At 65.3% G+C, this 19,135-nt stretch carries 11 protein-coding genes; 4 read left to right on the top strand and 7 right to left on the bottom strand.

Translation table 11 applies throughout. The features are described 5' to 3' along the window. The first annotated feature begins 174 nt into the window (after window positions 1-174). Entirely contained in the window at window positions 175-1,230 is a 1,056-nt protein-coding gene (locus ACQS5P_RS07860) for a hypothetical protein (RefSeq protein WP_428940346.1), read from the top strand. Between the two features lie 53 nt (window positions 1,231-1,283). Here the strand turns inward: ACQS5P_RS07860 and ACQS5P_RS07855 are convergent, their stop codons facing one another. From ACQS5P_RS07855 to ACQS5P_RS07830, 6 genes are all read right to left on the bottom strand, one after another. Then, a complete protein-coding gene (locus ACQS5P_RS07855) occupies window positions 1,284-4,907 on the bottom strand; it encodes a hypothetical protein (protein ID WP_428940345.1) in 3,624 nt (1,207 codons plus the stop codon). After that, window positions 4,904-7,000 (bottom strand): hypothetical protein, encoded by a 2,097-nt coding sequence (locus ACQS5P_RS07850; RefSeq protein ID WP_428940344.1) that lies wholly within the window; start codon window positions 6,998-7,000, stop codon window positions 4,904-4,906. Before ACQS5P_RS07850 ends, ACQS5P_RS07855 begins: the two co-directional genes overlap by 4 nt. Continuing rightward, on the bottom strand, window positions 6,997-9,078 hold the full coding sequence (locus tag ACQS5P_RS07845) for a family 16 glycosylhydrolase (RefSeq protein ID WP_428940343.1): 2,082 nt from the start codon (window positions 9,076-9,078) through the stop codon (window positions 6,997-6,999). The genes ACQS5P_RS07850 and ACQS5P_RS07845 overlap by 4 nt, the downstream gene beginning before the upstream one ends. Before the next feature lie 24 nt (window positions 9,079-9,102). Continuing rightward, window positions 9,103-10,050 carry a prepilin-type N-terminal cleavage/methylation domain-containing protein gene (locus tag ACQS5P_RS07840; RefSeq protein WP_428940342.1) on the bottom strand — a complete coding sequence of 316 codons (948 nt, stop codon included), beginning with the start codon at window positions 10,048-10,050 and terminating at the stop codon, window positions 9,103-9,105. 53 nt (window positions 10,051-10,103) lie between these two features. Continuing rightward, window positions 10,104-12,032: a hypothetical protein gene (locus ACQS5P_RS07835; protein ID WP_428940341.1), complete on the bottom strand. Its 1,929-nt coding sequence runs from the start codon at window positions 12,030-12,032 to the stop codon at window positions 10,104-10,106. A gap of 95 nt (window positions 12,033-12,127) precedes the next feature. Next, on the bottom strand, window positions 12,128-13,240 hold the full coding sequence (locus ACQS5P_RS07830; protein ID WP_428940340.1) for a LacI family DNA-binding transcriptional regulator: 1,113 nt from the start codon (window positions 13,238-13,240) through the stop codon (window positions 12,128-12,130). Window positions 13,241-13,391: 151 nt separating this feature from the next. On the opposite strand from ACQS5P_RS07830, the gene ACQS5P_RS07825 reads away from it, so the two are divergent. The 3 genes from ACQS5P_RS07825 (at window position 13,392) to ACQS5P_RS07815 (ending at window position 16,526) form a co-directional block, all read left to right on the top strand. Next, on the top strand, window positions 13,392-14,591 hold the full coding sequence (locus ACQS5P_RS07825; RefSeq protein ID WP_428940339.1) for an amidohydrolase family protein: 1,200 nt from the start codon (window positions 13,392-13,394) through the stop codon (window positions 14,589-14,591). Continuing rightward, window positions 14,588-16,000 carry a sodium/glutamate symporter gene (locus ACQS5P_RS07820; protein WP_428940338.1) on the top strand — a complete coding sequence of 471 codons (1,413 nt, stop codon included), beginning with the start codon at window positions 14,588-14,590 and terminating at the stop codon, window positions 15,998-16,000. Before ACQS5P_RS07825 ends, ACQS5P_RS07820 begins: the two co-directional genes overlap by 4 nt. Before the next feature lie 280 nt (window positions 16,001-16,280). Next, window positions 16,281-16,526: a hypothetical protein gene (locus tag ACQS5P_RS07815; RefSeq protein ID WP_428940337.1), complete on the top strand. Its 246-nt coding sequence runs from the start codon at window positions 16,281-16,283 to the stop codon at window positions 16,524-16,526. 44 nt (window positions 16,527-16,570) lie between these two features. Here ACQS5P_RS07815 and ACQS5P_RS07810 read toward each other — a convergent pair whose 3' ends face one another. Continuing rightward, window positions 16,571-19,090, bottom strand: a complete 2,520-nt coding sequence (locus tag ACQS5P_RS07810; protein ID WP_428940336.1) for a hypothetical protein — start codon at window positions 19,088-19,090, stop codon at window positions 16,571-16,573. Between the last annotated feature and the right edge of the window lie 45 nt (window positions 19,091-19,135).

Here is a 19,135-nt window from a genome sequence, read left to right as displayed (position 1 = left end):
CCGTGCCGCATGAGCCGACGCCGTCGCGGATGAACCGACGCCGTCGCGGATGAACCGACGCCGTCGCGGCCGAAACCGCGCCTCAAGCTCAATCGTGGTCGCGAGCTGATCTTCTCAAGCTGATCTTTTCCCGTCCGCGCGGAATTCCTTGGATCAGGCCAGACCGAACAGTGTATGCTCAGCCACCGGGGCGCGCCTGCGCGGGTCTGGCCTGTGCGCGGGGCGGCTCGCGTCTTCATCGACGACAGCTTCTTCCCGCCAACGACTGCCTCGGCGTACCCCTCGACCATCAACGTGCCGTCGCTGAGCGGCAGCGTCGATAAGGTAACGGTATCGATCTTCGGCTTCACGCACGACAAGCCTCGGGATGTGGACATTCTGCTGGCCGGCCCGGCGGGGCAGAGCCTGATCCTCATGTTCGACGCGGGGGCGAATTTCCCGGTGAGCGGGCGGAATATCACCTTCGAGGACGGTTTCGGGCAGGTCCCGGACCTCTCGCTGATCAACTCCGGCACGTATCGCCCGACGAATCGCGAGCACTTCGACGGCGACGATGACTTTCCTTCGCCGGCGCCGGGAAATGCGCCCACCGCCACGCGGCTGGATACGTTCAACAATCAGAGTCCGGCCGGCGCCTGGTCGCTGTTCGTGGTCGATGACGCCACCTTCTCCGCCGGAGCGATCTTCGGCGGCTGGAGTATCACGATCAGCCCGCAGGCGCTGGAGTACAGTTTCTCCGAGACCGTCGGCAGCTACATCGGCGCATCGAATCTGTCGCTGCTCAACCAGACCACCTCGACAAACATCACGAGCTCGCCCAGCACGTCGATGCCCTTCATGCAAATCTCATACACCTTCCCAAGCTTCCTGCGCGGCATTCTGCCCGATGGCAACTACCGCGCACAGCTTCAGGGTTTTGGCGATGTCGCCGGGAACATGATGTCGCCGTCGCCTGACGTATACAGCTTCTTCGTCCTGGGCGGCGATGCCAACCGTGATCGCAGTGTGGATGAGGCTGATCTGGACGTGCTGGCGGGCAACTGGCAGCAGTCGCCGCGCATCTTCTCGCAGGGTGATTTCAACTATGACAGCCGGGTGGACTCGCGGGACCTGTACATCCTGGCGGCGCGGTGGCAGACGACGCTGCCGGCGCTGGCGACGGTGCAGCAGTCGGCGCGGCTGGCAGGGGCGGCGTTTTCGGCGGTGCGCGTAGCCGAGCAGATCCTGTAACCGCGCCGCGTCGCCAGCGTCATGGTCCGATACCGGGATGCCAGATTCACACATCAGTCCAGCGCGATCATCTGCCGGGGGATCAGCACCTCGATGCGATCGATCTGCGAAGCGCGACGGAACAGGGATTGCGAGCTGGCGGCGTCGAGCGTGTCGCCGTCGCGCTCGATGGCGCTGCCCTGGCATCGAACGATCCTGATGCGCATCTGGCCGGCATCGGGGAGAAGCTGGTAGACGATCGGCGTCTGGCAGTACGTGAATGCCAGCGACTGCGCGGGCAGGTCGATCGAGCGTGTCGCGCCGTCGCCAGCGATGTACTGGAACGCGGTGGGCATGGTGAAGAACTCTCCGCTGCGCAGCAGCAGCGGACGAAACCGCACGCAGCCGGCTTCGACAGACACGCCAAGCTCGCCCAGGCGTGTGAGGATCTGCTCCTTGACCTGTCCGGTCATGCCCGGCTGGCGCGCCCCGCCCCCCGCGGGCGTGTGCGAATACGGGTCGGTGGGAAAAGCGCCGAAGCGATCAGCCGGCTTGCCGAAACCCATCCCGGCTCGGATGCGGTAGTACAGCGATCGCAGTTTCGCCGTGGCGGCGGCGGACTCATCCTCCACAGCCGCGCGCCAGAAACACTCCTGCACCGCCACCAGCAGCTTGCCCACCATGTGCCAGTAGATCGAGCCGATGCCTTCGTAGGCGTACATGACGCCGGAGCGTCCGGTGAAGGCGTGATGATCGAAGGTCCGCTCGAACAAATCGAGCACGGCGCGTCGCGACAGTTGCGCCAGCTCGCGCCATCGCGGATCGTGATCGAGCCGATCCAGAGCCGCCGCCACATCCCGGGCATTGCGGAAGTCGGCGTTGAAGTGGATCCAGCCGCTGACATCGGCGGCGACGATCGCGCGATCGCCCGCATCCAGCATCGCCGACAGCAGCGGGATCGCGCGGGCGTCCTTTTCCGCGATGCGGTTGATCTGGAGAAACACCGGCAGCTCGCGCGGCGGATAGAGCATGAAACTCTGCTGGTCCTGCCGCCAAAGCGGGCTGGCGAACATCGCTTCGAGCATTTCGACGGCCTCTTCGGCGCTGACGATGCCACTGCTCAGCGCCGCCACCTGCCCTTCGAGCATCTGGTAGAGAGGCCGGATCGACGCGGTGGCGCCGCTCCTGGCGTCGTGATCCAGCCGCAGCAGGTTGTAGGAGTGATAAAGCCCGTCGTTTGGGCGGCGGTTGGCGCGGATCGAGTAATCCAGGTACGAGATCGCCAGCCGCAACGTCGGGAGAATCTCGGTGATCTGGCAGTTGACGGGTGTCGACAGCCCGCTCGCATAGACGCGGCCGCGGTACGCAGCGAAGCACTCACCCAGATCATCCATCACTCTGCGGCGCTGGCGGTCGTCGATCCGGGGCAGACGCAGCAGGTCGCTGTGCCGCAGCAGCACGGCGCCGGTGGCGTTCAGCCAGTCCACCACTTCCGACGAGATGCCCACCGTCTGACCCGCCAGGGGCCTGAGCAGTTCCAGCAGGAAGCTCACATACCGGCGGAGGTGACAGAGGGTGACAACCGACAGCCCGTAGCCGGCCAAAGCGTTGTTCGCGTCGTTCCATTCGGGGCGCTGGGTGTTGAGCCAGATGCCTCCGCCCGGCACCAGCCCGCCGAGCTTGGCCAGCAGCGGCACGAGCAGTTTTTCCAATAGCGTGACATGCAGCACATCTGTCTCGGGGTCGCGCAGCACCAGCTTGCCGTCGGCACCGAGGCGCTGCACCCGCTGAGCGATCAGGCGATCAAGCTCGCGGTCGAACACGATCGTGCTGCGAGGATCGCGCACGATCTGGGCGTGAGGCTTGATCCGATACGGAACGTTGGCGTAGCTGAAGATCGCCTGGCCCAGCAGCGATTCGAGCCTGCCGGGGTGGTGGCTGCGGGAAGCTTCCAGCAGCCGCAGCAGGTACACGATCTGATGGTCGCCCCAGTAGCCGATCGTGCCGTTGCTGTCATCCGGACTCAACGTTTCCCAGTCGATGCCGTCGGACGTGATGCGATAAGGGTTGTAGCCGTCGATTGTCGAGGCGTTGACGAATTTGGCGATGAAGCTCTCGATCAGCTCGGGGAAGCTCATCGCCAGCGCCTCCCAGTTCTGGAAGATATCCCGCCAGTTGCCTTCGTAGCGGATGACCGGCGAGCCATCGGGCTGATGCGTGACGATGCTGAAGCGATTCCACGGGCGGCTGGGGTCGCCGTGGCGGCGGGCGAAAGTCAGCGGCAGGTATTCAAGGACCAGGCGGCGCAGATCGGCATCGGCGTCGGGTGGCTGCACCTGGCCCTGCTCAGCGATCCCGGCAGCGGGACGCGCATCGCCGATCCCCGCACGCTCGAGAAGCTGCGGCAGGTCAATCGTCTCCGGCAGTGCGTCGATCCACTGCCGCCCGCGCTGGCAGGCACCGGCATTTCGCTGGCGGACGAACCGCGCCAAGTCGGCCCGGCTGATGCTGTACCCCCGCACCGGCACGCCGCCGCGCATGCAGTTGAACAGCACGTTGGCGGCGTGGTGTCGCGAGGAGATCACGTCCGCCGTCTGCTGCAATCCATCCGCCGGCGCGACGATCGCCCGGGCAAGCGCCTCGGCGCTGCGGGCAGTGGATTGCCGGATCAGGCTGCGAATCTCCCGGCCCTGGCCGCCGCTCAGCAACTGCCGCAGCCGCTCGATGGCGCAGTGATCGAGATCGACGTCGGCCACGATGTCCCAGGATATCGAGTGATTCGGCGGCAGCGTGAACGACGAGGCCAGCAGAAACGCGCCTCGCTGCCCGGTCACGCGATTCTCCGCCGACACCTGCTGGCCATCGCGAAATGCCTGCACCTGCTGGTCGCTGAGCAACAGCCGATGCCCCTCGGGCAGGCCGCGCGACCAGATCACATTCGCCCGCAGACATTCCGCCGGCTCGGGGCGGTCGTGCACGTGGGCCGACAGCGCGTAGATCGCCAGCCCGGTCTGCGGGTCGATCTCGCTTCGCTTGTGCGCATCGACCAGACTGCTGCTGCCCTGCTGTAGCGCCAGACTCACGCCCGGGGGCATCACGTTCAGCAGCCCGTCGAGAAGCTCGATCTTCACCGGCCGGGCCACACGCAGATTCGTGATGCTGGCGTGGCGGACGAAGCCGAGCTCCAGGCTCGCCGACCACTCGTAGCTGAAGGCAAGATCAAGCCCCTCGTGGAGTTCCTCGAACAGAATCCGATCGCACAGGACGGTCTTGTAGAGCCTGCACGACACGCCGCCGCGCGGCGCGCGGTGGTTGAACGGCTCCCACAGCAGCTTCTTTCCATCCGGCAGGGTCACGCGCACGATCGTCAGCGGGCCGGTGATGCCGTGCGCGTAGTGCAGGCGGTCCTCGGTCTCGTAGGGGAACAGGCAGTGTTCGGCGTCGCGTCGGCCGGCGGTCAGCCCGCCAAAGCTCGAGACGTACATCCACAGATCGCCGCGGCTTGCCAGGGTCATCAGGAATGGGTGCATCCGGTCGAAACCGGGGATGCAGTACATTTCGACGCCGTCGTGATCGACGAAGCCTTCGACGGGTGCGCTGCGCGGGGGCGCGCCCGGCGTCCGCAGCGTGGCGCCGCCCGCTTGCCCGCTCGTCGCGCCGCCGGACAGATCAGCCAGATCAACTTCGGTTTCGCTCATTGCCCCATCCCGCCCGAGCCGCCGTTGCCACTCCCCGCCATCCCCAGCCGCGCCGCTGCCGCCGACAGGTTCGCCTCGCGCACGTGCTCGACGAATTCCCACTTGAGCCGATCGGTCACATCCACGATGCCGAAGGCGAAATTCTCCCCCTGCACCAGCGAGTCGGTGCCACCGGGTCCGGGCCCGCGGCCGGTGATCGGCTGGTCGCGATACTGAAAGTACATCACGCCGACGCAGTTCGGATTCTTCGCTGCGTCCTGTATCCATTGCCTGTAGAAGCGCCCGGACTCCGCGTCGTCTTCGCTGCTGTTGTGATATCGCCCGAACGCGCGGGTGCCGCGATAGTGCGGCGGAAAGGAAAACTCGCCGCACAGCACCGGCTTGTCATGCCGGGCGATCAACCGGCCCGTCGGCTCGTCCTCGAATCGTCGCGAGTAAAAGTCATATCCGATCACGTCGCAGTGCGGCGCGATCAGGTCCCAGTCGGCCTGGTCCACCCACCAGTTCGGCGTAACCCACATGCCGAAGTACAGATGATGCGGATCGATCGACTTGACGGTCTGGTAGATGAACGCGTAGTAGCGATCGGCGTAGAAGCGGCGGAGCTGCTCGATCTGATCGGGCGTCGGCTCGGCCGGGTTGAAGCTGTCGCCGAACGTCTCGCGTGCGTGCTCGATCAGCGCGCGGCTCGCCGGAACCTGCTGCGGCATCGCCAGGATTTTCACGATTTCATCGGGTGTGATGTTCTCGTCGAACTCGTTGCCAACCGACCAGCCCAGCAGCCAGGGATCGGTCTTGCGCGGCTCGATCTGTCGGCGGAGCAATTCAGTCCACTGCTGGCGAATCTTCGGGTCGAAGATGTCGGGATGACGAACCAGGTTCGCAATCTCGCCGTGGAACAGCACCGGCAGATCGACAACGCCCAGCCCGGCAGATGACCACTTGCCAAAGCCGCTGAAGCCCAGGACTTTGGCGCGTCGCACCGCCGATTCGCTGGCCAGGCGACGCCAGTCCTGGCCGTACTTGCGGATCAGGTTCGGCGTGTGCAAGGCCAGGTAGCGCGCGTCCCGCTGCTCGTTGATGTGCCAGGGATTTATCAGCCACGCGCCGGCCCATGGTTCGGTCATCGGCGGCAGCCACTCGAAGAGGAACTCGCGACCTTCGACGGGCGTGGCCTCCCAGTTCAGCGCCGGCGCGTCGCACAGACCGATGTAGAAACAGGGATTGCCTTCCGGCGAGATCAGCCACCACTTGCCGTCGTGCCGGGCGACGCGGAAAAAGCCGCTCGCCTGCTGCTTCCACGGCGCCGACACCAAGCCGCCAAACTTGTCCAATCCGCGCGGCTCTCCCCAGGTGGCAAGCCGCTGATCCTCGATCTGCTGCGAGCGCTTCAGGTCCTCGTCGCTGGCCAGCTTTCCCTCCCAGCTCGCCTGCACGCTCTGCCCGTAGCGATCGACGAACGGGGCCAAGGCACGAAGGTCCGGCGCCGCGACGAGCTGGAAGCCCACTTCGATCGTCACCGAATCTGTCACGTCGATGGAAACCGCCGTGGTATCGGCCCCCGCGCCGGGATTGAACAGCAGCAACTGCGGCGGCAGCTTCGAAGGCGCGATGCTGATCTCAACGGGATTGCTCTTCGCGGAGCGGGCGAGCAACTGCATCTGTCGGACGGCGTATCGCGCCGGGCCGCGAAGGAAGCTGGGCTGCTGGTTGAAGACCAGCTCCCGCGATGCCGTGGGCATCAGCTTCACCTGCTGCCGCGCGACGCGCCGATCGTCCAGCCACAGCTCCGCGGCGCCGTCGGCGATGACGGCCCTGGCCCGGTAGGTCCGATCAAGCTGCCAGGCGTGCGACGTTTCCAGGAAATGCCACTGCGAACCGTCGCCGACGCCCAGCGTCAGCTTCACATCTTCCAGTCGCGCCGGCTGGCCCGGGGCGAACGGCGCGCCCAGCGTCAGGAAAAAGCCCCGCTTGCTGCCCCAGTCGTGCTGAGCGGCGAGCCAGAACTGGTTGAGGTTCTGGGCGAAGACTTGCTGATGGCTGAGCAGAATCGCCAGCAGTCCGATCAGCAGGATATACAGCCAGGGTTTCATGGGATCCTTCGGCGCTGGGGTCGGCAGGAAGCTCGCGACAGGCAGGCGGCGGCGAGAGTCGTGCAGCACAGCCAGACTGTGGCGGGCTCCGGGACGGATACGCTCGGCAGCCCCAGTTCGGAAAGCGCGTCGGCCAGCGCCGCGGCGCTGCCCGCCTGCCAGTTGCCCGCCAGCAGGTTCAAATCCGCGATGTTGACGATTCCGTCGTAATTGAAATCGCCGCTGGTCCAGACTCCAGACGATTGCCAGCCCGTCGCCAGCCTGTGCAGGTCGCGCACATCCACCGCGCCATCGAGTGTCGCGTCGCCCGCGTAGGTGAATTTGATCAGGATGCTGGTCGAATCAACGCTCAGGCCGCCGAAGCTGCCCAGGCCGAGCAGGGCGTTGTCGGCGTAGCCCAGCAGCGTCGAGCTGGTCGTGACGGAGCTGACGATGCCCCTGCCGGTGTCTGCGCCGGACTTGAGCCACTGGCGGACCTGTTCGATCAGAGCCGCGCCCGATGCGCCGGTGTAGTCGATGATCAGATCGTTGTCGCTCAGGTCCAGCGTCGCGGTCGGGGCCGATGCCGTGCCGGCGATGCTGAGCGAGGCGAGCTTGCTGGTGGCGGCGTTGCTGCCGTTGGGCAGGATTCGCAGCGTGCCGCCGCCGATGCCCAGGCTGCCCGTCAGTCGCAGCTTGTCGATCTCAAGCAAACCATCGCCGCTCTTGGTGAGCGACAGCGATCCGCTGCTGCCGAAGGACGCGGACGCCAGCCGCAGCGACGCCTGAGCCGACGACACATTCACGGCGGCGTTTCGCATGAACAGCAGCGGCGCGGTGATGGCATGATGTCCCGCAGCCACGTCGAGTGTCGTGTTGATCGCGCCGCCGGTCGTGTTCAGCGTCAGGGTCTGCGAGCCGGCGATGGTGTAATCGTGTGATGCGTTGTCGAAGGTGATGCCCCCGACGGTGATCGGCGTGTCCACCGTCACGGTTGCCGGCTGTGCGATGGCGCCGGCGAAACGCGCCGCAGCGCCGACGGAGTTGGGGATCACGGCGTTGGCCCAGTTGCCGGGGCTGCTCCAGTTGCCGCCGGCGACGGATTGCCAGGTCGGCGGCGAGGTACTGCTGATCGGCGTGTAGGCGCGGATCCAGTCGAGCTGCATGGTGTACGTGCCGGGCGACAGATTCGGCGCGCCGACGTAGTTGCCGCCCACTGCCAGGTTGATCAGGAAATAGAACGGCCGATCGAACGGCGCGTCATCGTTGGTGGACGGCACGCCCGGAGGGATATACCACCCGCCCTGTTGCGTGTAGTAGTTCACGCCATCGACGTACCACTTGAACGTCGCGGCGACGTTGGCCGAGCCGGGGATCCACTCCAGGCTGTACGTGTGCCAGTCGGTGGTGGTGAATCCCGGCGGACGAAGGCCGGACTGCGCGAAGGTGCGCGTCAGCCACTGGTGCGCGCCGGGGTTGGCGCCGCTGTGGAGCGTGCCCTGCACCAGGCCGGTGTCCTGGCCCTTGGATTCCAGCAGGTCGATCTCCCCCGAAGTTGGCCAGCCCCCATAGGGATTGTTCTTCGGCAGCATCCACACCGCAGGCCACAGCCCCTGTCCCGCCGGGAGCCTGGCGCGGAACTCGAACAGTCCGTACGCCTGCGTATGCAGGTCGGTAGTCTTGATCCGTCCGGACGTGTAGGTCTGATTCGTCCCGGTGCCGGTGGCGATGGCGCTGATGTTCAGCGCTCCGCCGCTGACGTACACGTTGGCCGAGTTGGTTCCCGTCGGCGGGGTGGTGTGCATACCGATGCCGTAGGGATCCTGCACGGGCGGGGGCGATCCAGGCGGCGCGGTGTAGTTCTGAAGCTCGTTGTTTCCCCAGCCGTTGTTCCCGACATCGTAGGTGAAGCCGCTCAGGTCCGATGCGCCGACGTTGAACTCGTTGGACCAGGTCGTCGCCCACTGCCTGCCGGCCGCGGGCGCAACGAGCTGCGCCGCGGCGGTCGAGCCTGTCACGGCAACCGCGACGCAACCCAGCACGATCGCCACCCGCGCGCGTGGTGCAGAACGGAATTGGACAGGCACTTCATCCTTCATCCTTCTGCCTTCATCCTTCGCATTCTATTGCGGGTTGACGTTGATGTTCAGCCGCTTCAGCGACGCGGTCCTGCTCTTGTAGTCGATCCGATGCGTCTCGACATGCCCGTCGGCCATCAGCACATTCGCCGCCGTGTTGTTCAGATGCCGGAAGCGGATGTTGCCCCAGTTGGGGGCATTGCCGGCGTTGCCCGAATCGCGATTCAGGTGTTCCAGGTTTCCGCCCGGCGGGGTCATGTCGATGTTGCTGGTCGGCGGATAGTTGGGCAGGATGCCGGGCCGGGTGTAATCGTCCAGCAGCAGCGTTGGCGGGGCGCCCGGCCCGCCGCCAAACGCCCCGCGGTCCATCGCGCTCAGCCCGAAGTTCGACTGCATCCGGTTCTGAAAATCCGGCAGGGGCTTGAGCGAACCGTCGGCCACCAGCAGGATCTCGGCCGAACGCTTGATCTTCGAGATCTTGTACGGCGTCATCCAGATCGTCTTGCCGGTGTGGAAGAAGATCGGGTCCTTGAAGTTGATCGCCGGCATCAGCCGCGGATGGCAGCCGTAGGTCAGCACCCCGACGTTTTCCGGGACGTCACGACAGACGAACATCTGCGTGGCGACGACCGAGATATCCCCGCCGGCCGCGGCGCTTTCGGTGTAGGTCTGTCCCGACTGCTTCGTGAGCAGGCGCTGGAGCAGGACGCGCCAGTCCGTGCGCTTGGTGGCGTCGATGGGTCCGATGCCTGGCGGCTCGGAACCGTCCCAATACCCGATCGGCAGGGACTGCTTGTTGGCGGCGGCGTACATCTGGATGGCCTGCCCGATCGAGCGGAGGTTGGCCATGCACGCCAGGTTCGCCGCGCTCTGCCGGGCGCGATTCAGCGCCGGCAGCAGCACGCCGATCAGCACCGCGATGATGCCGATCACCACCAGCAGCTCCACGAGCGTAAAGGCGCGCTGCGGCGCCTGCTTGCTCAAGTTGATCATGACGCGACTCCTCCTGGACCTGCTCAAAGGTCCGGTTCCTGCCGCTGCGGTCATCAGGATCGCGCAATCGCCGGGCGGCGTGGCCGCCTCAGCGACCATGCCATGCAGGCAAGCAATCCCATCGCCGCCGGTTCCGGAATCACACCCGACTGCACGGCGCGCAGCGCCGCCAGGTACTCCCCACCGAACATCCTGGTGTGTTCGGCAATCAACGCAGCCGCCAGCGGTCCCGATTGATTCACGTACGCGTTGTCGATCAACGCATAGTCGGTGGCGTCGATCGATCCGCTGTAGTCGAAGTCTCCGTTGATCCAGCCACTGAGGCTGTTGACGTACCCGTTGTCGATCAGGCTGTAGTCGGTGGCGTCGATGCTGCCCGACAGATCGGCGTCGCCGAAGTAGGTGAACTTCACCAACACCTCGTTGCCGGCCAGCGTCTCACCCGAAAACGTCGTGTAGATCGGCCCGCTGCCTCCCACCTGTGCCAAGTCATTCAGCACAACGCCCAGCCCGTACAGGAAGCTGCCGGCGGTGGTGTTCTGGACATTGGCCTGTGTGCTGCCGATGCCCGGGCCAAGCCAGTCGAAGTTCCCGCCGTTTTCCAGGGCCGACTTGATCGACGCGGTGACGGTCGCGAGGCTGCCGCTGTTGACGATCAGGCTGTTGTTGTTCAGATCGAGCTTGGCGCCTGCGGCGACGGAAAGGGAATTGACGCGGCTGACACCGGCTGCGGAGTTCGCGGTGCCGCCCGAGGCGACGCGCAGTGTCCCGCCGCTGACCGTCAATCCCGTCGCCTTCACCTGATTCACCACCATCGTTCCGGGGCCGGATTTGCTCAGCGTGACCGGAAGCGGCGAGGGGCGCAGGTTCGATACCGTCAGCGTCGATGCCGCCGACGCGACGTTCACCGCCGTGTCGCTCCAGAGCGTCAGCGGCGCCGAGATCGTGTGACTGCCGCTGACGACGTTGATCCCCGCGTTCGTGCCCGCGCCAACCGCGCGAAGCACCAGCGATGCCGTGCCCGAACCGGCCAGCGTGTAACCGTTGGCCGCGTTGTCGAACACGAGCGTTCCGGCGAAGCGCTCGCCGTCCACGGTGACGGTGGTTGGCGTGGTGGCGGCGGCGCCGAAGGTCGCGACCGTGTTGGCGCCGTCGGGGGCAAAGCCCTGCTGCCAGTTGCCGCCGGTGGACCAGTTGCCGGCTCCGCTGAGATTCCATGTGGCGGCGGCGATGGTCAGCGTGACGTTGTCGATCTGAAGCACGCCCTTGTGTCCAGGCACAGTGCCGTCATCGACGGTGACGATCTCGTTGGGACCGAACGCCGCGAACACGCCGATGACCGGGTCGGCGAAGTTGAAGTTTCCGAAGGACTGCGCCGCGGCGAACGAGCCGCCGATCGTCTGCCAGGTGCCGGCGCCCGTGGCCAGGAACTGAAAACCGTTGCCCGAGGACGGCCCCCAGTCGCTTTCAGCGCGGACCGTGTAGGGTTGACCGGCCGGCGCCAGCACATCGACGAAGAACAGGATGTTGCCCAGATTGGCGGCGGTTCCCGGGGCAGGGCCGCAGTCGGCGCCGATCCCGCCGAACCAGAAGTTGCCAAACGAACGATCCGGCGGGGCGGGGTTGTAGTCGAAGTCCATGTATCCGCCGTGGTCGCCCGCGGCGCCGGAGTATCCGCCGTTCATCGCGGCGCGTGCGTTCATCAGGTAAGCCCCGTCGCTCCCGGAAAACTCGAACTCGCTGGAGATGCCGTCGTCCCATTCCCCGTCGGTCTGGGCGAAGCCGAAACCGGGGTGGTTGCGGTTGTGCCCGGGGATGACGTGGGTCGGATCTTCCAGGTTTTCATTGTCGCCGGTATAGACATTGGTCGCCGAATTGAAGGTGGCGACGACTGCAAAGGCGGAGGGCATCGCGAAGATTCCCGCCGCCACCGCCGCCGCCAGGCTCGTCCACCGTCCGCTGTTGAGTTTGCCGCCGCGCATGAGTCTTCTCCTCCCAGAAATTGAGTTGATCCGGTTCATTTTTTCAGTCCTCCGCAGTGCGACGTGAGGTCCGAAGTGTAGCGGGCCTGCGTCGTTCAGTGTTTGTGTTTGCCGTTTCCGCCGCTGCCGGCGCCATTGCCGTCGGCACCGGCGGCGGAGTTTTCTGATGCGTTGACTGCGATCCGCGATCCGTCGGGCAGGATGCGCACCGGGCGTTTGGGCGGCAGCCCGGTTGTGCCGTGCACCTCGAAGAACGTCGCCGCCTGTTTTTGCAGGCCATGCTCTTCCCGACCGGTGAGCCTGCGGGTCAGCCACAGCGCCGCCTCGAAGCCGAGCTGCGTGGCATTCTGGCAGACGGCGGTAAGCACGGGCCAGACACGGAAGCGGATATCCGCATCGTCGAAACCGACGATGGAAAGCTCCTCGGGGATCTGGAGTCCGATTTCATGCGCGCGGGTGATGGCGCCGACGCAGGCCAGCGGATCGGCGTAGTAGATCGCGGTGGGCGGGACGGGACGTGTCATCAGGCGGTTCAGCGCCGCCTTGCCCCCCGCCAAATCCGCGGGTACGGAGATGACCAGCTCCGGATCGTATGGGATGCCCGCCGACTCGAGCGTGGCGCGGTAGGCGTCGTGCCGGTCAGTGTGATCGCGGTCGCGAAGATGGTTCATCACGAACGCGATTCGCCGATGTCCCAGGTGGATCAGATGCTCGACAGCGCGGCGGCTGTCGGGCCCGGAATCGCTGTAGATGAAATTGACCCTGGGGTTGTCGAAGCGTTCGGCGACGACGATCGAGGGGAAGCCTTCCTCGGCGATGGCCTCGCAGGTTCGCCTGGAGTGCGTGAAGGTTCGCAGCACGGCGCCGCGGATTCCCTTGCGCATGAAGAACTGGGTATAGGTTTCGCCGCTGTCCTTGTCGCGTTCGAGATTGACGATGGTGATGTCGAATCGCTGTTCGGCCACGCCACGGGTCATGCCCGCCAGCAGCAGGCCGTCAAACTCAGTGAAAGGCGCGTCGGAGGTGAAGACCAGCCCGATGTTGGTGGTGACGCGTTTGCCGATGGTGCCGACGTAGCCGATCTCGTTGGCCGCCTTGAGCACGCGGTCTCGGGTCTCGGGGCTGATTTCCGGGTGATTGTTCAGGGCCCGTGAGACGGTGGCGACCGACAGACGCATGCGTTTGGCGATTTGCCGGACGGAGGACATGGCCCAGTTCCTTCCGTAACAGTTGCCGTAACAGTAACGGAACCGATTCGCCCTGTCAAGAAAAATCCGTCCGCTGTCACGGCCAGGCCGGCAAGACTTGCTCCTCGGCTTGCTCAAGGTAGAGTCTGCCTGGTCGATTCCGAGCTTTCAGATGAACCCACCGACGCCAGGCCGCAGAGAACTTAAGCGTTGCAACGACAAGATCCTGCGCCTGGGCGCTGTCGTGCTCGTCCTTTCGTCGGCACTGATCGAGTTCACCGCCGCGCAGACCAGCCAGCCCGCCGCCGGACGCGCGGTGTATGTCGGCGAGGAATTGCTGAAGGACTACGACCCGCTGCCGGCGCTGGTTACCAGGCAAACCCCCATCGACAAACCGAGATTTCCGGTCATCGACATTCATTGCCACTGGTCCATCGATCGCGACCCGCAGGCGTTGCTCACGGCGATGGATCGCCTGGGAATCCGCGCCGCGGTCAACCTCAGTGGCGGGCATGGCGATGAGTTGAAGGAGATGCTGGCCAAGTTCACGGCGGCGGCGCCGGATCGGTTGCTCATCTTCGCCAACATCGACTTTGACCGCATCGATGAGCCGGACTTCGCGCAGCGAACCGTCGCTGAATTGGAGCAGGCCAAACGACTGGGCGCGCGGGGGCTGAAAATCTTCAAAAGCCTGGGGCTGAGCATCAGGGACAAGTCGGGCCAGCTTGTGCCGGTCGATGATCCGCGACTGGATCCGATCTGGCGGGCGTGCGCGCGGCTCCACTGGCCCGTGTTGATCCACAGCGGCGATCCGATCGCCTTCTTCCAGCCGGTCGATCGCCACAATGAGCGCTGGATGCAGCTCAAGCGGCACCCGGACTGGAGCTATTTCGGACCGCAGTTTCCCAGCTATGCCCAGGTGATGGCCCAGCACTACCGCATGATTGCCCGGCATCGTGATACGGTCTTCATCAGCGCGCATCTGGCCAACAGCGGGGAAGATTTGGCGACGTTATCGCGCTGGCTGGAGGAGTTGCCGAATCTGTACGTCGATCTGGCCGGGCGCGTCGCCGAGCTGGGCCGGCAGCCGTATTCGGCACGACGCTTCCTCATCCGCTTCCAGGATCGGGTGCTGTTCGGGACCGACCGCTATCCCGGGCGTAAGGATCAGCCGCGCGAGCGAATCTATTATCGCTTCCTGGAAACCGACGACGAGTACTTCAATTACTATGACCACCCGTTTCCGCCCGAGGGCGATTGGCGGATCTATGGCGTGTTTCTGCCCGACGAGGTGTTGAACAAGATCTACCACGAAAACGCCGAGCGCGCCCTGGCGGGGCTGATGCCGCGGCAGGCGGGGGAAGGCCGATGACGGCGCTGGCTGCACTGAGCGTCCAACATCCGTTTGTTCTGACGTTGCTGTTCGCCTGCGGTCTGCTTGCCGCGGGGCTGGCGCTGCGAACCGCAGTGGGGTTTCTGCGGCGGCTGTTCATCCCGGCGGCGGTGGTGGGTGGCGTGATCGGCTTCGCGATCGTGCAGCTCGGCTCGCGAGCCTCCAGCCCCCAGCTTCGCCTGTTCAGCAGGACCATCGATTCGCAGTTAAGCGACTGGCCGGGCCTGCTGATCGCGGTCGTGTTCGCCGGGCTGCTTCTGGAGAAGACATCGAGCAAGAGCTTCGCCGAGGCGCTTCGCCGCGGGGCGCGATCGGCGATTCTGGCGTGGATCATCATCCTCGGCCAGATCGTCATTGGATTGCTGGTGTACCTGGTGATGGTCCGCCCGAAGAACCCTGGCATCCCCGCCAGTTTCGGGCAGCTTCTGGAAGTGAGCTGGGCCGGGGGACACGGCGCGTCGGCGGCCATGGGCGAGGTCTATCGCTCGCTCGGATTTGAACAGGGCAGGGATCTGGCGTTTTTTCTGGCGACGGTGGGGTTGATCTGGGGAGTGGCCAGCGGGCTGGTGCTGGTGAATTTGGCCATCCGCCGCGGCTGGACGCACGCGGCCGGCCAGCTCGCTCGTATCGAAGCGATCAGTGGTCTGGAACCGCGATCACAACCGCAGCAGCAACCGATCGGCTACGCCAGGACGCGCGGCGAAGTGCTGGACCCGCTGGCGATGCAGCTCGTCATCCTCGCCGCCGCCTTTGCCGCCGGATACATCATCCGCGAGACCTTCATCACTCTGGCCAACTGGATCGCGCCGGATCGACCTGAAGCATCGATTCCCATCAGCAACATCCCGGTGTTTCTGTTCACGCTGCTGGGCGGCTGGGCCGTACGCGAGCTGATGCGCCTGTTCCGAATCGCCGATCTGATCGACCCGGGCTCGATCCAGCGACTGCTGGGCGTGGCGATGGAGTTGCTGATCGTCTCGGCGGTGACGACGATGCGCCTCGAGGCGCTGCAGACCTATTTCGCGCCGGTGCTGGCGCTGCTGATTCTGGCGGCGGCGTGGTCGGCGATCTGCCTGCTGGTACTGGCGCCCAGGCTTCTGCCGCGAGCCTACTGGTTCGAGCTGGGCCTGCTCAACTACGGCTTCAGCACCGCCAACACACCGCAGGGCATGATGCTGCTGCGGATTGTCGATCCGGATCTGAAGAGCGGCGCCGCCGAGGATTACGCCGTCGCCGCGCCGCTTTCCGCCCCGTTCGTCGGCGGCGGGATCGTCACCATCGTCCTGATGCCGGCGCTGCTTCAGCGCGTGTCGAGCGCTTGGGTTATACTGGCCCTGCTGGCAGTCATTGCCTCGCTATATGGGATCGGCCGGAGATTGTCGCACTGAGCATGGCCTACCAAATCACCATTACGGAAGAGGCCGACGCGCAGTTTCGCGCTCTGCCAGTTCGTGATCAGCGAACTCTTCGTGCAGCGATTCAATCACGGCTGGTGGAGCACCCGACCACGACAACGCGAGCAATCAAGCGATTACGGCCAGACCCGTTCGCGCAATTTGAGCTCCGCGCCGGCGACCTTCGCGTGCTGTATAATGTGGTCCGAGGTGGTATTGCTCGTTGTCGGTCGGAAGGTCGGCAACAAGTTGATTGTGAAAGGTGAGGAATTCCATGGGCATCAAGACAATCCCCCTCAGTCGTCTGGAGGCAGATCCCCGGGGAACACTCAGTGAGTGCGCGGATTCGGGCGAAGCAGTGATTGTCGAGTTGCCCGACCAGCGATATGTGGCCATCCAGCCACTGGAGCCGTCGGAAGATGACTCGCTTACGAGTGAGTTGCTGGAGTCAAACGCCGCATTTCAGGAGCTGGTGGAGAGGTCCAAGCGATCATCGCGAAAACCTTTCACCGATGAGTAAGTGGACGGGTGTATGCGAACTGACGCGGCCTGACCGTTCGATTTTCAATCGCCTGTCCGCCCGGCAGGCAATTCGGGCATTCCGCAGAACTGGACTGCCGCGACAAGGTAGAGAGCAGCCGCCAGCGCGGCGGCGGTGGAGAAGCCCCAGCTCATGCCCAGCGCCGTTGCCAGTGGCGCCGCCAGCACGGACGCAAAACCGTTGACACCCCACGCCCAGGGGATCAGTCGCGGCTGGGCGCGCTCGATCCGCTTCAGCGCCGCGGGCATGGGCATGCCCATCAGCACCGCTGGCGGCAGCATCAGCACAATCGCCAGCGCGATCCGCACGGCATCAGCAAACGCCGCGAGGCGCGCGGTGATGGCACCCAGGCAAACCAGCAACGCCGCGGTGAACACGAGAATTCCTGCCACGGCGATTGGCACTATCCGTGCCTCGCGCCGTGACGACAGATCTTCATCCTTCATCCTTCGGCTTTGTGCTTTGAACTGAACGATGATGCTTCCGACGCCCGATCCGATGAGGAATGTCGTGATCGTCACCGACGCCGCCAGCACCGGGTCGCCGATCAACTGCGTCAATCGCGACAGAAGCGTAATCTCGAGCATGAGATACGCCAGACCGATGCACGCGAAGTAGACCGCGGCGACGATTTTGCCACGCGTCTGGCGTACGCCGGGCAAAAGCAGTGGAGGCAGGAGCATGGTGACGGCGGCGACGAGCATCACGATGCCGATGGCGGCCAGAACGAACAGAAACGCCAGTTCCGCGCGCGTCATCCACAGATCTCCAAACGCCTCGCGCATCGCACCGATGGCGCGCACCCGGCAGAAGTCGAGGAAAAACGGTCGATCATCGGTCGGCGGGCGGATGTCGAACTGCCATTGATCGATGAAGTGCATTGCATCAGCGCGACCGGGGCCGAGCAGTTGGACCGCGGCGTGATAGTACCAGTCGGCGTTGCTGCCGGGCGGGCCGGGCATCGTGTCCGGCTGATTCAGCTCGTCGGGTCGAATGCCGTCGAACCAGACAGGCGTGAGTTGCCGCGAGCGACACACCTTGCGAACGCGCTGGATCGCCGATTCAGACCACGGCTCGGCACGGACCATCGTGCAGACGGCCAGGTAATCGCGGACGATGACCACGTTCCGCCGCGGGTCGTTGATGCCGTGGCGTCGCAGCGCCTCAGCGACGGTGGCGAAGAGCTTGAGGTTGTCGCGCGGCGGCAGTTGAATGCCGCGGCAGACCGAAATCATGCCGCCGGGCTTGAGCCGTCTGAGGCATCCGTGCAGGCCTTCAATCGTGATCAGGTGATCCTGCCCCAGCCCCGCGATGCCGCCGGAGCCGGCGGCCGAACCCTCCAGCGCGACGAGCTGGATCAGATCGAACCGCTCGCCGGGGCGATCGATGAAGTGCCTGGGATCGGCGGCGACGAAGCTGGCGGCGGGCAGGTTCGCCAGCGCCGGCGTGAGCTGTCGCAGCAGTTGAGGGATTCGCGGCTCGGGCTGGACCGCGACGGCGCGCGACGCGCCACGTCGCGCCGCCAGCCAGATATTCGTCCCACCCCGCTCGCCCAGCAGCAGCACCTGCGGCTGTTGGTTATCGAGCAGGTCGTAGGCGACGGCCATGAGACTGCGCTCGACGGCGGCGGCATCGTCGATCGAACCGATGTCGAGAATGCTGCCGGACCAGTGTCCGTCGATGACCAGCGCGTGAATGGGTGGCAGAGCTGCCGAAGCCGAGCCTGCGAGCGGATCGAGCGAGAGGAAGGGCAGTTCGTGAAAGACCTGGCCGCGGTAGACCTCGACGACGCCGCGCGGACTGAGCCGTCGTGCGATGCGCTGCACGTCGCCCTGGGCTTCCAGACGCGCAAGGTGCGAGGAATACTTGAATGGATCGGGGCGAATGGTGGGTGGATCAAAAGCGAGCCAGAGGGCGACAACAGATGTGCCCAGTGCAGCGGCGGTGACCATGGGCCGTCGCGATCGAGCACTGGCCAGGTCCGGCGCAGCGGAAGCAGTGAAACCGACGAGGGTGATCAGGCCGGCCAGCGCCGGCAGCCACGCGGGCTCGACGAAGGCGATGGCGGCGGTGAGAAGTGCGGCGCCGGCGCCGCTGCCGATGAGGTTGGCGGCATAGGCGGCGGCGACGCGCTGCCCCGCCAGCAGCAGCCCCAGCCCGATCGTCGTCGCGCCCAGCAGAAACGGGATCGTCAGGATCGTCCAGTACAGCAGCCAGCATCCCACCTGTCGCCAGAACAGCGCGGGAATGAGCCTGGCCTCGATGGGCAGATGCTGAGCCAGGGCCACGCACAGCGGCATCGACAGCGCCGTCGCCACAACCAGCATCGGCATCGCCGTGTGCGGGCGCGCCGCCAGCCACCTGCCGGCCACAAGCAGGGCGGTTCCGCTCAGGCCGAATCCGAGCATGCCGATGCTGATGACCAGAAACGCGAAGTGATGCCAGCTCGCGATCAGAAGCAGGCGCATCAGCGCGATCTCGAACGCCAGCACGCCCGCGGAGACAAAGCCAATCGATCGCATCAGTCCCGCCGGGCAAGACATCGCCGTAACTCCGCTGGGCAACGACCTGTTCATTCGCTGCTGGAT

This window comes from Fontivita pretiosa, assembly GCF_050410795.1.
Taxonomy (GTDB): Bacteria; Planctomycetota; Phycisphaerae; order Tepidisphaerales; family Tepidisphaeraceae; genus Fontivita; species Fontivita pretiosa.
This window is presented reverse-complemented; position numbering and strand designations above follow the sequence as displayed.